15 protein-coding genes are annotated in these 14,481 nt (G+C 71.3%); 4 read left to right on the top strand and 11 right to left on the bottom strand.

Features of this window, described 5'->3' with window-relative positions; translation table 11 throughout:
* Window positions 1-58 precede the first annotated feature (58 nt).
* Window positions 59-1,492 carry an AAA family ATPase gene (locus ACIBVP_RS02390; protein WP_396104149.1) on the top strand — a complete coding sequence of 478 codons (1,434 nt, stop codon included), beginning with the start codon at window positions 59-61 and terminating at the stop codon, window positions 1,490-1,492.
* Entirely contained in the window at window positions 1,489-2,319 is an 831-nt protein-coding gene (locus ACIBVP_RS02385) for a hypothetical protein (protein ID WP_396104148.1), read from the top strand. The genes ACIBVP_RS02390 and ACIBVP_RS02385 overlap by 4 nt, the downstream gene beginning before the upstream one ends.
* Here the strand turns inward: ACIBVP_RS02385 and ACIBVP_RS02380 are convergent.
* The 10 genes from ACIBVP_RS02380 to ACIBVP_RS02335 all read right to left on the bottom strand — a co-directional run bounded on the left by ACIBVP_RS02380 (window position 2,308) and on the right by ACIBVP_RS02335 (window position 12,195).
* Window positions 2,308-3,537, bottom strand: coding sequence for a GNAT family N-acetyltransferase (locus tag ACIBVP_RS02380; protein WP_396104147.1), 1,230 nt, complete (start codon window positions 3,535-3,537; stop codon window positions 2,308-2,310). The genes ACIBVP_RS02385 and ACIBVP_RS02380 overlap by 12 nt on opposite strands.
* A gap of 39 nt (window positions 3,538-3,576) precedes the next feature.
* On the bottom strand, window positions 3,577-3,924 hold the full coding sequence (locus ACIBVP_RS02375) for a DUF4333 domain-containing protein (protein ID WP_396104146.1): 348 nt from the start codon (window positions 3,922-3,924) through the stop codon (window positions 3,577-3,579).
* Between the two features lie 105 nt (window positions 3,925-4,029).
* Window positions 4,030-4,668 (bottom strand): DUF4333 domain-containing protein, encoded by a 639-nt coding sequence (locus ACIBVP_RS02370; protein ID WP_396104145.1) that lies wholly within the window; start codon window positions 4,666-4,668, stop codon window positions 4,030-4,032.
* Window positions 4,669-4,785: 117 nt separating this feature from the next.
* Window positions 4,786-7,533 carry a DEAD/DEAH box helicase gene (locus ACIBVP_RS02365; RefSeq protein ID WP_396104144.1) on the bottom strand — a complete coding sequence of 916 codons (2,748 nt, stop codon included), beginning with the start codon at window positions 7,531-7,533 and terminating at the stop codon, window positions 4,786-4,788.
* Window positions 7,534-7,595: 62 nt separating this feature from the next.
* On the bottom strand, window positions 7,596-8,489 hold the full coding sequence (locus tag ACIBVP_RS02360; RefSeq protein WP_396104143.1) for a diacylglycerol/lipid kinase family protein: 894 nt from the start codon (window positions 8,487-8,489) through the stop codon (window positions 7,596-7,598).
* Between the two features lies 1 nt (window position 8,490).
* Entirely contained in the window at window positions 8,491-9,420 is a 930-nt protein-coding gene (gene tatC / locus ACIBVP_RS02355; protein ID WP_396104142.1) for a twin-arginine translocase subunit TatC, read from the bottom strand.
* Window positions 9,421-9,438: 18 nt separating this feature from the next.
* Window positions 9,439-9,705: a Sec-independent protein translocase subunit TatA gene (gene tatA, locus ACIBVP_RS02350; protein ID WP_396104912.1), complete on the bottom strand. Its 267-nt coding sequence runs from the start codon at window positions 9,703-9,705 to the stop codon at window positions 9,439-9,441.
* Window position 9,706: 1 nt separating this feature from the next.
* Complete coding sequence (locus ACIBVP_RS02345; protein ID WP_396104911.1) at window positions 9,707-9,970, bottom strand: bacteriophage holin; 264 nt, start codon at window positions 9,968-9,970, stop codon at window positions 9,707-9,709.
* 294 nt (window positions 9,971-10,264) lie between these two features.
* On the bottom strand, window positions 10,265-11,227 hold the full coding sequence (locus ACIBVP_RS02340; RefSeq protein ID WP_396104141.1) for a helix-turn-helix transcriptional regulator: 963 nt from the start codon (window positions 11,225-11,227) through the stop codon (window positions 10,265-10,267).
* Window positions 11,224-12,195, bottom strand: coding sequence for a helix-turn-helix transcriptional regulator (locus ACIBVP_RS02335; RefSeq protein ID WP_396104140.1), 972 nt, complete (start codon window positions 12,193-12,195; stop codon window positions 11,224-11,226). Before ACIBVP_RS02335 ends, ACIBVP_RS02340 begins: the two co-directional genes overlap by 4 nt.
* Before the next feature lie 123 nt (window positions 12,196-12,318).
* On the opposite strand from ACIBVP_RS02335, the gene ACIBVP_RS02330 reads away from it, so the two are divergent.
* Entirely contained in the window at window positions 12,319-13,062 is a 744-nt protein-coding gene (locus tag ACIBVP_RS02330) for a FadR/GntR family transcriptional regulator (RefSeq protein ID WP_396104139.1), read from the top strand.
* Complete coding sequence (locus ACIBVP_RS02325; RefSeq protein WP_396104138.1) at window positions 13,059-13,775, top strand: sterol desaturase family protein; 717 nt, start codon at window positions 13,059-13,061, stop codon at window positions 13,773-13,775. Before ACIBVP_RS02330 ends, ACIBVP_RS02325 begins: the two co-directional genes overlap by 4 nt.
* Here the strand turns inward: ACIBVP_RS02325 and ACIBVP_RS02320 are convergent.
* Entirely contained in the window at window positions 13,772-14,458 is a 687-nt protein-coding gene (locus tag ACIBVP_RS02320; protein ID WP_396104137.1) for a TetR/AcrR family transcriptional regulator, read from the bottom strand. The two genes, ACIBVP_RS02325 and ACIBVP_RS02320, sit on opposite strands and share 4 nt — an antisense overlap.
* Window positions 14,459-14,481 lie beyond the last annotated feature (23 nt).

Here is a 14,481-nt window from a genome sequence, read left to right as displayed (position 1 = left end):
TCCCGGCCCGCCTCCGGTACTTGTTGGAGAGCCAACCCGAACCGGACGCGGAGGACTCGTGCGGGAAGCGACCAAGCTCGAGCTGCACCAGATCTCAATCGACGCCGCGCGTGCGGTGCTGCACGAGCGCAACCTGGGCCAGATGGTGGAGCACGCCACGCGGCGGGCCGTCGGCGCGCGCTTCGCCGACCCGGTCGTGGCGGCCTCCGCGCTCGAACCACTGCTGCCCGAGATCAGGCAGGTGGCGAGCAGCACGGCCGCGGACGCCGCGACGGACACCGCGGGCGCGATGGTCGACGTGGTGCGGGAGGACATCGAGCTGGCACGTGCCGACGTGGTCCGGCTCGCCCACGACGCCACGGCACGTGCCGACGCCGCGCTCGCACAGGCCCGCGCCGAGGTCGAAGCACTCGCGCGGGACGCGGGCGAGAAGGCCGAGGTGGCGCTCGCACAGGCCCGCGGCCGGGTGACCGACCTCGCCGCGGCGTCCGAGAAGACGGTCAACACGGCACGACAGGAGGTCGCCGAACTCGCCACGACGGCGACCGGGACCGCACAGCGCGCGGTCGACGAGGCCCGGCAGGAGGTGCGTGCCTTCGTCGCGGCGGCGACGGAGAAGGCGAACGCGGCGCTCGACGCGGCCAGGACCGAGGTGGTCGAGCTCGCCCGCGAGGCCGCCGAGAAGGCGGCCGCCGAGTACGTCCCGCGGCCCGTCGAGGTCCGCCTGCCCAACGGGGAGCACAACCGGGTCACCGGGTACACGCACGAGGTCCTGCCCGAACTGCTGCTCGCCCTCGGCGCGCGCTGCCACGTGCTGCTCGTCGGCCCGGCGGGCACCGGCAAGTCGATGCTCGCCACGCATGCCGCCGAGGCGCTCGGCCTGCCGCTGCAGGCCATCTCGCTGGGCCCGACCACGCCGATGAGCAAGGTGTTCGGCTACTACGACGCGCACGGCAACTACCACGACACGCCGTTCCGCCGTGCCTTCGAGCACGGTGGCGTCATGCTGCTCGACGAGCTGGACAACGGTCACCCTGGCCTGCTCGCCGAGCTCAACCAGGCCCTCGCGCTCGGGGTCTGCGCGTTCGCCGACGGCATGGTGTCCGCGCACCCCGACTTCCGCCTCGTGGCGACGGGCAACACGTACGGCAGCGGTGGCGACCGCCGGTACGTCGGGCGCCAGGCACTCGACGCCGCCACGCTGGACCGGTTCGTGACGATGGAGGTGCCGGTCGACGAACAGCTCGAGGAGCGCGTCGCGTTGGGGCTCGCGCCCGCGAAGAAGCGGCTCGTACGCCAACTGCTCACCGAGGTGCGCAGGCTGCGGGAGGTCGCGACGGACAAGCAGCTGCCGGTGATGTTCTCGCCACGGGTGAGCTACGACGGCGCCCGGCTGCTCGCCGCGGGCGCGACCTACGACCAGGTGGTGAGCTGGCGGGTGATCCGCGGTCTGTCCGACGCGCACCGCTCGGCCCTGGGGCTGACGTCGTGACCGAGATCGCGCTGCCGCCGCTGTACTCGTGGCACGAGTTCCTCGAAGCGGTACAGCGGCCCGAGACGATCCCCGGCGAGGGCAGGCACGCGCACGACGTGTGGGCGGGCGGATCGTGGGAGGAGGCGCTCCGGCTCGCGGTGGACGGGTGGTCGGTGCCGTTACGCGACACCGAGGTCACGGTCGGCGCGCTGCGGGAACGGGCGGGTCTCGGCGCCTCGGTCACCACGCTGGAACCGGCGTGGGACGTGACCGGCAGCGAGGTCGACATCGGCGCCTACGTCGCGGGTGTGCCCGAGTGCATGGTCGACGCGGTACCGCGGCAGACGTCGCGGCGCGGGCGGATCGTCGCGTTCCTCGTGCCCGCGTGCTACTCGAACAGGACGCCGCACTCGTTGATCCGCAACCGCGGCATCGCGCTCGCCACGCTGTGCTCGGCGATCATCGCCGCCGGGCACAGCGTGGAGATCTGGTCCGGTTTCGTCGGTCTGATCGACGACCACCGCGCCAACGCGGTGGCGCGGGTGGTGTCGGCGGGCGAACCGCTCGACCTCGGCAGGCTGATCTTCGCGGTCGCCCACCCGTTGATGCTGCGGCGGTTGTGGTTCGCCGTGTGGGACGCGCAGGAGCCCGACCTGGCGGACTGGATGTGCGACGAAGCCTACGGGCTCCCGTCGCACTGCCTGCCGGAGGACCTGCCCGAGGAGGTCACCGACCCGTACGTGTTCCCGTACCTCAAGCCCGAGGATCCACAGTGGACGAACCTGGACACGGCCCTGGACTGGTGCCACACCATGTTCACCGACCTCGGTCTGCTAGAAGAGTGAGCCGTTCCAGGCGGGCTGGTCCACCGCGAACAGCCGGTCGGCGGCCGGCAGCGCGGCCGGGTCGGCGACGGTGATCCGCCCGATCCCGGCGAGCACGCTGGGCCGCCACGCGCCGAGGTACACCATCGCGAGCACCTCGGCGTTCATGGTGAGCGCGGGCTCGTCCGTGACCCGTTCCGCCCCGTGCGTGCTGATCCGGTACCGGCCGGAGTTGGCGGGCAGGAACGGATCGGCGACCTCGACGACCACCGGTTCCGCGGCGCCGTAGGCGCGGGCGGCGAGCGCGGCGGGCACGTCGACCACCCGCAGCCACAGCTCGCCCTCGGTCTCCCCGCGCACGGCGTACGCGTCGACGAGCATCGCCTCGATCGGGTCGTCGGCGGGCCGGAGGTAGGCGACGACCTCGTCGACCAGGTCCACGCCGACGAGGTAGCGCCACAGGTCGTTGGCGACGGTCTGGTCGGCGGCCTGGAAGTCGAGCACGTACAGGGTGGCGCCCGCCCGCGGGTCGGCCGACGACGACTCCGCCGGCTTGTAGCCGACCCAGCCGTCGATGTCCCCCGCGTCCGAGAAGTGCGCGGCGACCAGGAAGTGGTCGGTCCTGAGCCTGCGGTCGTAGCTGAGGCTCCACCACTGCGGCGAGCGGCCCATCAGACCGGCGCGGGTCGGCAGCAGCGCCGGGTAGGCGGCACTGAGCGCGGGGACCACCTCGTCCTTGTCGAGGAGGCGGACGGTGCCCCCACCCGGCACCTCCGGGCGCAGCCGCGCACGCTTCGGGTTCACCTTGAGATCACGTGCGACCGTGGCGATGCCGTAGCCGAAACGGCCGTAGATCACCGGTTCCGACGCGTGCAGCGCGGCGAACACCTCCCCACGCGCCGCGAGGTCCTCGAGCTGCGCGCGCATCATGCCGGTGAGCGCGCCCCGGCGCCGGTGGTCGCTGCGCACGCCGACATAGGTGACGCCCGCCATCGGCAGGACCGCGCCGCCGGGCACGGTGAGACTCCCCGGGAACGACACCGCCGTACCGACCTGGCGCTCGCCGTCGAAGGCGCCGAACGTCCGGTCGGCGACGTAGGCGTGCCGCATCACGTCCCACTGCTCGTCCGACGCGGGCTTGGCGTGCAGCGCGGCGAGGAACAGGTCGTGGGCATCGCGCAGCGCGTCCTGTGCCACGGCACGGAACGCCAGCCCGGTGGGCAGGAGAGTCTGGGTCACCGCCCGATGATGCACACCGAAGGCCCGGAACGCGACCGATTACTTCGGCTCGCTGACCTGGATGCCGCCTTCCTCGTTGAGGACGCTCACCTCGACGGTGCGCTCCTCCCCCGCGACCACGACGGTGCACTCGAAGGTGGCGCCCTTCTCGAAGCTCAGCGACGGCGTGGGCGGGCAGTCGACGCTGCCGACGTCGGTGAGCTGGTACTGCTCCGCGAGCACCTTCTTGATGCCGTCCGCGCCTTCGAGCGCGCTCTCGCTGAGGTTCTCCAGCGACGGCACGTCAGGCACGTCAGGTACGTCGGGCACGTCAGGCACGTCGGGCACTTCGGAGCAGGCGACCAGGGCCAGCGCGGGGATCAGGGCGAGTACCGGGCGAAAGCGCACGAAGTTCCTCATCTGTCGGGGGACGTCCGTTTTGTCCCCTTGAGTGTACGGAGAAGCCCCGGACCGGTGGCAGCAACCTGCCACCGGTCCGGGGCTTCGCGAGACCTACTTGGCTTCCTCGGGGAGGGACACCTGGTACTCGGCGTTCTCCTCGTTGGTGATCGTGATGGTGACCTTGACGTCCTTCGGCTCGTCGCCACCGATCTTCACGGTGCACTCGAACTTGTTGCCCTGCTTGACCTCCTGGTCCGCGGGGCAGCTGACCGACTCGACGTCCTTGACCTTGTACTCGTCGACGAGGATCTTCTTGACGCCGTCGTCGCCCTCGAGCGCGGCCTGGTCCAGCACCTTCGTGTTCAGGAAGCCCGGCGTCACCAGCCCGAGCACCAGGAACGCGGCCGCCGCCAGCACCACGACCACCATCGTGATCCAGATCCAGGCGCCGCCGCCCTTCTTGGCCGGCTGCTGCTGGTATGGGTGCTGGTAGGGGTTCGGGTACTCACCCGACGGCTGCTGCCCGTACTGGGGCTGCTGGCCGTACTGCGGCTGCCCGTACTGCTGCGTCGGCTGGGGCTGCTGGCCGTAACCCCCATAGGGCTGCTGCTGACCAGGCTGCTGGGGGTAACCACCCTGCGCAGGCATCCCGCCGGACGGGGTGCCGGGGGTGGGAGCACCGCCGTAGGGCTGCTGTCCCCACTGCTGCTGCGGGTCGTTCCCACCGGGCGGCCCGTAAGGGCTGGTCATTGTTCGCCTCCGCGAAATCGAGGTCGTGCCAGGGCGCGATCAAACCATAGCGGGACGTGGGTAGGGCGTGTGGTCCGCCACGCTAATCGAACCCTCGTGGACCAGTGCCGGGCGCACTCACGCGGTCCCGAGCGCCACCACACCACGCCGCATCGCCTTCACCGCCTCCTTCGCGGCGGCGCCGACCGGCGCGTCCGCGCCCATCACGTCCCGCAACTGCTCCAGCAGATCGATGACCTGGCGGCACCACCGCACGAAGTCACCCGCGGAGAACTCGCTGCCCGCCGACTCCGCGGCGGTCATCACCCGCTCCAGCGACTCGCCACGCGCCCACCGGAACACCGTCCACGCGAAGCCCGCGTCGGGCTGGCGGGTGCGTTCCAGCTTGTGCCGCCGTTCGTCCGCCTCCAGCCCCGCCCACAACCGCGCGGTCTCGGCCAGCGCGTCCGACACCAGACCGACCGGCACGCGGGCCTCGCTCGGCCCGTCCCGGCGGGCCTCGTACACCAGCGCCGACACGACCGCCGCCAGCTCGGGCGGGGGCAACCGGTCCCACACGCCGTGCCGCAGGCACTCCGCCGCCAGCAGGTCCGACTCGCTGTAGAGCCGTGCGAGCCGCCTGCCGTCGTCGGTGACGGTGTTCTCGCCCTCCAGGTAGCCGCGTTCGGTCAGCAGCGTGCGGATGCGGTCGAACGCGCGGGCCAGCGAGTGGGTCTGCGCGGCGACTTTCTGTTCCAGCGACTGCGTTTCCGCGGCGAGCTTGCGGTGCCGGTCCGCCCACCGCGCGTGCGCCTCGCGGTCGCTGCAGCCGTGGCACGGGTGGTTGCGCAGTGCCCTGCGCAACGCCGCGACCTCGGCGTCGTCACCAGCGCCTCGGCTGTGCCGCTTGCCTCGGCCGGGGGCCTCGATGCCGGTGTTGCGCAACGTGGACGCGAGGTCCCGGCGCGACCGCGGCGACCGCAGGTCGACCTGCTTGGGCAGCTTGATCCGGCCGAGCGACTCGACCGGTGTCGGGAAGTCGGCCACCGACAGCCGGCCTGCCCAGCGGTCCTCGGTGAGGACGAGCGGGCGGGCGTCGCCGGTCGGGTCGAGCCCGGGGTCGACGACGATCGCCAACCCGGCGCGGCGACCGGACGGCACCGCGATCACGTCGCCCTTGCGCAGGGCCTCCAGCGACCGGGCCGCCTCGGCACGCCGGGCCGCGGAGTTCTTGCGGGACAACGCCTTCTCGCGCTCGTTCAGCTTGGCGCGCAGCCGCGCGTACTCGCTGAAGTCGCCGAGGTGGCAGGTCATGGACTCGGCGTAGCCCGCGAGCGCCTCACGGTTGCGCTCGATCCGCCGCGCGAGCCCGACAACACCGCGGTCGGCCTGGAACTGCGCGAACGACTGCTCCAGCATCTCGCGTGCCGCCGTGGCGCCGAGCCGGTCGACGAGGTTGACCGCCATGTTGAAGGCGGGCCGGAACGACGAGCGCAGCGGGTAGGTGCGGGTGGACGCGAGCCCGCCGACCTGGCGCGGGTCGACACCCGGCTGCCACACGACGACCGCGTGCCCCTCCACGTCGATGCCCCGGCGGCCCGCACGACCGGTGAGCTGCGTGTACTCCCCCGGCGTCAGGTCGACGTGCGCCTCGCCGTTGTACTTGACGAGCCGTTCCAGCACGACCGTGCGGGCCGGCATGTTGATGCCGAGCGCGAGGGTCTCGGTCGCGAACACCACCTTCACGAGACCGCGGACGAACAGCTCCTCGACGGTCTCCTTGAACGCGGGCAGCAGGCCGGCGTGGTGGCTCGCGAAGCCGCGTTCGAGGGCCTCCCGCCACTCCCAGAAGCCGAGCACGCGGAGGTCGGCGTCGTTGAGGTCCTTGGTGCGGGCGTCGATGACCCGGCGGATCTCGGCGACCTCGGCCTCGGTGTTCATGCGGATGCCGGACCGGGCGCACTGGGCGACGGCGGCGTCGCAGCCGACCCGGCTGAACACGAACACGATCGCGGGCAGCAACCCGGCCGCGTCGAGCCGGGTGATCACGTCGACGCGCGACGGCGGCCGGAAGCGGGGGCCGCGGGGCGCGCCGGAACGCCGCCCGTTGCGGCCGCCACGCGGACCCCAGGTGACCTGGGTGCGGCTCTCGTTCTCGGTGCGGCGCAGCAGCTCCGGGTTGATGCGGGGCTCGCCGTCGGGGCCCTCGCCCGTGAACAGGTCGAGCATCCGGTTGTTGACCATCATGTGCTGCCACAGCGGCACGGGCCGGTGCTCGTCGACGACGACCGTGGTGTCGCCGCGGACCTCGACGAGCCAGTCGCCGAACTCCTCGGCGTTGCTGACCGTCGCGGAGAGGCTGATCAGCCGCACCGACTCGGGCAGGTGCAGGATGACCTCCTCCCACACCGCGCCGCGGAACCGGTCGGCGAGGTAGTGCACCTCGTCCATGACCACGTAGCCGAGCCCGTCGAGCGTCGAGGAGCCCGCGTAGAGCATGTTGCGGAGCACCTCGGTGGTCATCACGACGATCGGCGCGTTGCCGTTGACCGAGGTGTCGCCGGTGAGCAGCCCGACCGACTTCGTGCCATAGCGTTCGACCAGGTCGGCGTACTTCTGGTTCGACAGCGCCTTGATGGGTGTCGTGTAGAAGCACTTCTGGCCGTCGGCGAGCGCGAGGTGCACGGCGAACTCGCCGACCACGGTCTTGCCCGCGCCGGTCGGCGCGCACACGAGCACCCCGTGCCCGTCCTCGAGCGCGGCGCACGCCTGCTCCTGGAAGGGGTCCAGCGTGAACGACAGCACCGAGGCGAACTCGGTCAGCTTCGGGTAGCTCGAGCGCCTGCGGGCGGCCGTGTAGGACTCCGCGGGCGAACGCTCGGGCACTGGCCCGGATGCTGGAGAAGGGCTGACAGCCACGTTCCCAAGGTTGTCACATGGGTGGTGGGTCACGTGGCCGGGCCGACCACCTTCAACGCGTTCGGGACACAGGTCACCTCGACCGGCAACGGCCCGATGCGTTCACCGTCGGCGTAGGCGACCCACCCGTTGGCCTCGCCGAGGCGCACCGTGGTGGCGCGGGAGGTGCTCACCATCGGGTGGTGGACGTGGTTGCCGGACCGCAGGCCGGGCAGCATCCTCACCAGGTCGAAGCGGCTGCCCTTGCGCACGAGCGTGACGTCGAACCGCCCGTCGGCGGGATCGGCGGCCGGGCAGATGGGGATGCCGCCGCCGTAGAACGGGATGTTGCCGACCGCGACCTGGGTGGCGTCCAGCTCGGTGCGCTCACCGTCGGCCTCGACGGTGAGGCGGCCGGCCCGTAGTCTCGCCAGCTCGGCGAGGATCGCCAGGTCGTAGCGGCGCGGGCCGGACGGCCAGCGCATCCGGTTGGCGCGTTCGTTGACCGCGGAGTCGAACCCGGCGCACAGGACCCCGGCGAACCAGGGCCCGCCCTCCACGCGGCCGAGGTCGATGGTGGTCGTCGCGCCGTCCCCGAGTGCCCTGACCAGCTTGTCGGCGGCCTTCAGCGGGTCCTCGGGCCCGCCCGCGAGGGTGCGGGCGAGGTCGTTGCCGGTGCCTGCCGGGATCACCGCCAGGGTGACCCCGGTGTCGGCGCAGAACTGGACGCCCTGGTGGGCCGAGCCGTCGCCGCCGACCACGACCAGCAGGTCGAGGCCGGCGTCCCGGGCCTTGTGCATGAGCCGGTGCGAGTCGGCGACCGTGTTCGCCTCGACGGTCACGAGGTCGTCGACGACGGTCCGCAGCTTCTCGGCGACGGTGTTCGCGATGCGCCCCGCCCGGCCGAGCCCGGACGCTGGGTGCACGACCATGGCGGCGCGCATGTCAGGTCACGTCGTCCGTGCCGACGCGGTCTGCCTTCTTGGGCTCGTCGAGGTCGTAGTCCTCGGGGTCACCCCAGCCCTCCTCGACCGCCTGGCGGTCCTTCTTGCGGTCGTGGACGCGGGCGATCTGCACGGCCAGCTCGAACAGGATCGTCATGGCGCCGGAGAGGGCGAGCATGCCGATCGGGTCGGTGCCGGGCGTCGCGATCGCCGCGAACACGAACAGCATGAAGATGATCCCGCGGCGCCACTTCCTGAGGTTGCGGTAGGGCAGGACACCGATCCGGTTCAGCATCGTGATCAGCAGCGGCAGCTCGAAGCTGACACCGAAGATCAGCAGCATCACCAGCACGAACGAGATGTAGTCGTTGGCCGCGAGTGCCGCGATGAACGTGTCGCCACCGAAGCTCACCAGCACCGAGAGGCCCTTGGGGACCACGAAGTAGGCGAGCGCGGCGCCGCACGCGAACAGGAACGACGCGAGCACCACGAAGATGCGGGTGAACTTGCGTTCGTTGTCGTAGAGCCCGGGCGTGATGAACGCCCAGATCTGGTAGAGCCAGAACGGGCTGGTCAGGACCGCTCCCGCGGCGAGACCCACCTTGAACTGGATGAGGAACGCCTCGAACGGCTGCGTCTGCAGCAACTGGCACTTGCCCGGCACGGGCTCGAACCGGACGCTCGCGGGCAGTTCGCAGTAGGGCCCGGTCAGCAGGTGACCGAGAGAGGGGATCGGACCCACCCGCCACTGGAACCAGAGGAAGCCGAGGATGCAGCCCGCGAGCAGGGCCAGCAGGGCAAGCCCGAGCCGGTGCCGCAGCTCGTACAGGTGATCCCGAAGGGTCATGGTGCCGTCGGGATTGTGTCGTCGACTACGAAGCTTCTTCGCCTCGCGACGGCCGTCGTCCCGGCGGTGCGATTTGCGCGCCACCGTCTAGGACCTGTTCTCTCAGCTGGCGTTCTTGTTCTGCTGCTCGACCGACTGCGGCGTCACGCCGTTCGTCTGCTGCGGCTGCGTGGGAGGCAGCTGCTGCTGGACCGGCTGCTGCGGCTCGGCGGCGGCGGGCTTCTCGTCGTCCTCGCCGCGCATGCCCTTGGTCTCTTCCTTGAAGGCCTTGGCTGACTTGCCGAGCGAACGGGCCATCTCGGGCAGCTTCCGCGCCCCGAAGAGCAGAATGATCACACCCGCGATGATCAGCAGCTCGGGCACACCCAGGTTACCCACGGTCTTCCTCCTGTCTCCCCCGGCCGTTCGATGGTACGTCAGCCGGAGCGCGCTTCACCCGTGCCCGGGTCTCTCTCATCGCCACCCGCAACCCGGCGGACCGTGCTCTCAAGGTGCCGGTCTCGTGGCTGAAGTGGCCCCCGGTGACGGCCGCGGCCCGGTTGAACCGCCGCACGTGGCGGCGCACCCGCACCAACACCCAACCGAGCAACAACAACCCCACGACGACCACGATCCAGGTCGGCAGGTAGGACATCACGATTTCTACCGTAGTGGGCGTGTGGTCGAAGTACGATGCCCACATCCCCACTTAACACAAATCACACAACAGCTGGTGAGGCCACCCTCCCCCTGACGGACGGTGCACCGATGCCGCGAACGCCGCTATGGGGACGTTGAGTGCCCTGAAAGCGTCTTTCAGGGCACCGCACCGCCGCGAAGCGGCCCCAGCCCCGTGCACGAGCCGGGCGCAGCCCACAAAGACGGCCTGCCTGCCCTCCCGAGACTTGCCCGTCCGGCGAGACACCACCCACAACGGGAAACCGGCAGGTCACCGGTAACGCGCCAAGGCCCCCAACGCCCGGCTCCGCAGCGCGGACACCAGCTCGACAGGCCCCTCGACGACGGCGTCGCCGCCCAGCCCCAGCATGAGGCGGACCATCCACGACAGGTCGGCGTAGCGCATCCACACGCGGAGATGGCCGCCCTCCAGCTCCGCCACGTCCTCCACCGGGTAGTACTCCGAGACCCAGCGGCCGTCCGGGGACAGCACGAACTGGGCCACCGGCTGGTCCGGTTGCGCGTGGAAGAGACCTGCCGTCGTGTCGGTGTGTTCCGCGTACGGCGGCGGGGCGGCCTGCTCGTCCAGCTCGGCGACGTCGTCGATGCGGTCCATGCGGAACAGGCGCACGCCTTCCGCTCTGCGGCACCACGCCTCCAGGTACCCGCGGCCCTCGACGATCAGCATGCGCATCGGGTCGACCGTGCGTTCGGTGATCTCGTCCTTGGACGCCGTGTAGTACGTCATCCGGAGCGCCTTGTTGCCGCGCAGCGCCTTCTGGACGACCTCACGTGCCTTCGCGGTCGTCGCGCCTTCGCGGACGCCCAGGCCCACCGCCACCCCCGCGGGCTGCGCCTGGCCCGCGGCCGCCTCGATCTTGGCGACGGCCCTGCGGACGGCGTCCGCGTCGGCCACGCCCGGCGCGTCCAGCAGGGTGCGCAGCGCGACCAGCAGGGCGGTCGCCTCCGAGCCGGTCAGCCGGAGCGGACGGCTCATGCCCGCGTCGAAGTTGACCGAGATCGTGTCGCCCTCGAAGGACAGGTCGATGAGGTCACCGGGGCCGTAACCCGGCAGTCCGCACATCCACAGCAGCTCGAGGTCCTTGCGCAGCTGCTTGGCGGTGACGCCGAAGTCGGCGGCCGCCTCGTCGACCGCGATGCCCGGCCGGGCGATGAGGTACGGCACCAGCGCGAGCAGCCTCGGCAGGCGGTCGGTCGATGAAGTCGTGTTCACGTCGCCTCCGCCACCGCGAGCAGCCGCTCGTGCACGGCCTTGCGCAGCACGTCCGGTTCCAGCACCACGGCGTCCTGGCCGTAGCCCGCGATCCAGCTCGCCGCCGAGTCGGTGTGGAGCACCTCCAGCTCGACGAGGTCGCCCGGCTCACCGTCCAGCACGCGCTCGCCCACCACGGTCGCACGCCTGCGCAGGCCCGCCGCGCGGTGCTTGGCCAGCCACAGCCGCACGGTCGATGTCTCCGGTGGCTCGTTGCTGGTGCTGGCCACGAACTTCAGCAGGTCGACGTCCGCCGGGCGGCGCACCGTGCCCGCCTTCCCGACCAGCCGGACGTCGCCGACGATGCGGGACAGCCGGAAGCAGCGGGGTGCGTCCCGGTCGCGGTCGTGCCCCACCACGTACCAGCGGCCGCGCCACGACACCACGCCCCACGGCTCGAGTGTGCGGCCGCGCAGCTCGGCCGGCGACGGTCTGCGGTAGTCGAAGCTGACCGCCTGACCGGTCTGCACCGCGGCGAGCAGCGGACCGAACGCGGGCTCGGTCGTGCGCACCTTCGGCTCGACGACCGCGGGCGCGCCCTGGTCGACGTCGACGCCCGCCGCACGCAGCTTCAGCAACGCCCCGTGCGCGGCGCCGGTCAGCTCCGGGGAGTCCCACAGGCGGACGGCCAGCGCGACCGCGGCCGCCTCGTCGGGCTCCAGCTCGATGTCGCCGAGCTCGTAGTCGCGGCGCGCGATGCGGTAGCCGTCGACCTTGTCGAACGACCAGTTGCGCCCGACCTCGAGCGGGATCCCCAGCTCTCGTAACTCGGTCTTGTCGCGCTCGAACATGCGGAAGAACGCGTCGTCATTGGGCGCGTCACCGTAGCCGGACACAATCTTGCGAATGCTCTCGGCGGGCAGGTACTGGCGCGTGGACAGCAGGCACAGCACCAGGTTCACGAGTCTTTCAGCGCGGACGACGGACACGTTTCGAACTCTAGCCCGACTGGCCGAGGCGAGTCCCGTTGGCGCGCCAGGGTGTTCGAACGAACGGTCCATTGACTCGGTCAAGATGACCCGACGCTGGTATGACCACTTGACCTGTGTCCCGTGACCAGGTACTTCTTGACCATGGCCCTGCAACCTGTGTCCCGGCGGTCGGTCCCGGACGAAGTCTTCGACCAGATCCTCGACGACGTGGTCAGCGGCGAGTTCGCCCCGGGCGAGGCACTGCCGAGCGAACGGAAGCTCGCCGAGGTGCTCGGTGTGTCCCGGCCCGCGGTCCGGGAGGCGCTGCAGCGCGTCGCCCAGGCCGGGCTCGTCGAGGTGCGCCAGGGCGACGCGACGACCGTGCGGGACTACCGCAGGCACGCGGGCCTCGACCTGCTCCCCCGACTGCTCCTCCCCCGCGGCGAACTCGACCCGGCCGTCGCGCGCAGCGTGCTCGAGGCGCGGTTGCTGATCGGCCCCAAGGTGGCCGAACTCGCCGCCGCGCGAGCGGGCGCGCGGATCGAGGCGCCGCTGCGCGCCGCCGTGTCCGCGCTCGACGGCGACCCCGACCCGGTGGCACGGCAGCGGCAGGCGCTCGTGTTCTGGGACCACGTCGTCGACGGCGCCGACTCGATCGCGTTCCGGCTGATGTTCAACAGCCTCCGCGCCGCCTACGAACCCGCGCTCGGCGCGCTGGCCACGCTCATGGCCGCCGAGGTCGACCAGGTCGACGTGTACCGCGCGCTCACCGACCGCATCGTCCTCGGCGACGCCGACGGGGCCCGCGACGCCGCGCAGGCCCTGCTCGCACCCGCCACCAGCGCACTGCTCGACGCCATCCGACAACTCGAGGAGCTGCCATGACCGACGTGGAACGGCTCGCGAAACAGCGCGTCGCCGACGACGAGGCCGCGTTCGCCGGCCCGAAACGACGGTCGGTCGGTCTCGGTGACGCGGCGAGGGCGTTCTGGCGCCACCCGTCCCCCTGGCTGATCGGGGTGCTCCTCACCGCCGCGGTGACCGCGCGCGTGCTGGTCGGCGACTGGCGGCTGTCCGACGCGTGGACGCCGCTGGTGATGCTCGCCGTGTTCCCGTTCTTCGAGTGGGCCGTGCACGTCTGCGTCCTGCACTGGCGGCCGCGGCACGTCGGCCGCGTCACCGTCGACCCCCTGCTGTCCCGCAAGCACCGCGCCCACCACGCCGACCCGCGCGACATACCGCTCGTGTTCATCCCGTGGCAGGTGCACCTGTGGCTGGTACCGCTGGCCGTGGCGATCGGCCTGCTCGCGTTCCCGCGGCCCGCGCTCGGCCTCACGTTCCTGAGCGTCGTCGGCCTGCTCGGGCTCGGGTACGAGTGGACGCACTACCTGATCCACAGCGACTACCGGCCGCGGTCCCGCGTCTACCGCGCCATCTGGCGAAACCACCGCCTGCACCACTACAAGAACGAGCACTACTGGTTCACCGTGACCAGCTCGGGCACGGCCGACCGAGTCCTCGGCACCTACCCCGACCCGGCGACAGTGGCGACCTCCCCGACCGTCCGCGACCTGCACGCCCGAGAAGGCGCACGTTAGTCCGGCAGTTCCGCCAGCTCGTCGGCCAGCAACGACTCCTGCTCCTTGTCGAGGCCGTTGCCCTTCAGGCCGTGGCCGAGCACGAGCATGCTCCGCACGATCACCTCGTCGCGCAGGTTCTCCGACAGGTCGGCCAGCGGCCCGTCGAGCAACGTGGCGAGGCCGTGCACCATCGCCCACGCGGTGATCTCGGTGACCGGCCTGCGATCCGGGCTGAGGTAGCCGACCGCGACCAGGTCGTCCAGCGCGCTGACCAGCAGCTGGTACGGGCTCGTCTCCGTCCGTTCGATCGGCGGCGGCGCCTGGCCGGCCGGCGCGAACACGGTGTGGAACAGGCCCGGCTCCTGCCGTGCGAACGCCAGGTAGCCGCGGCCGAAGGCGCCGAACCTGGCCAGCGCGTGCCGGACGGGGTCGCCGCCGGTCGGCGGGCGGTCCGCGAACGCCTTGATCATGGCCGTGGTCAGTTCCTCGATCGCGCGTTCCTTCGCCGCCGTCAGCAACTCGTCGTGGTTGGCGAAGTGGCGGTACGCGGCCGTCGGTGTCACGCCGACCTCCCTGGCCGCAGCCCTGATCGTGACCGAAGCGGGGCCACCCCTCGCGGCAAGGTCGGCGGCCGCCGTGACCAGCGCGTTGCGCAGATCGCCGTGGTGGTAGCCGCGTTTGCCCGGCGCTGAGTCGTCCATGAAGCAATGTTGACACCGGTAAA

Source organism: Actinophytocola sp. NPDC049390 (genome assembly GCF_044466355.1).
Taxonomy (GTDB): domain Bacteria; phylum Actinomycetota; class Actinomycetes; order Mycobacteriales; family Pseudonocardiaceae; genus Actinophytocola.
Note: the sequence above shows the minus strand (reverse complement) of the source record. Positions and strands in the feature narration are given on the sequence as shown.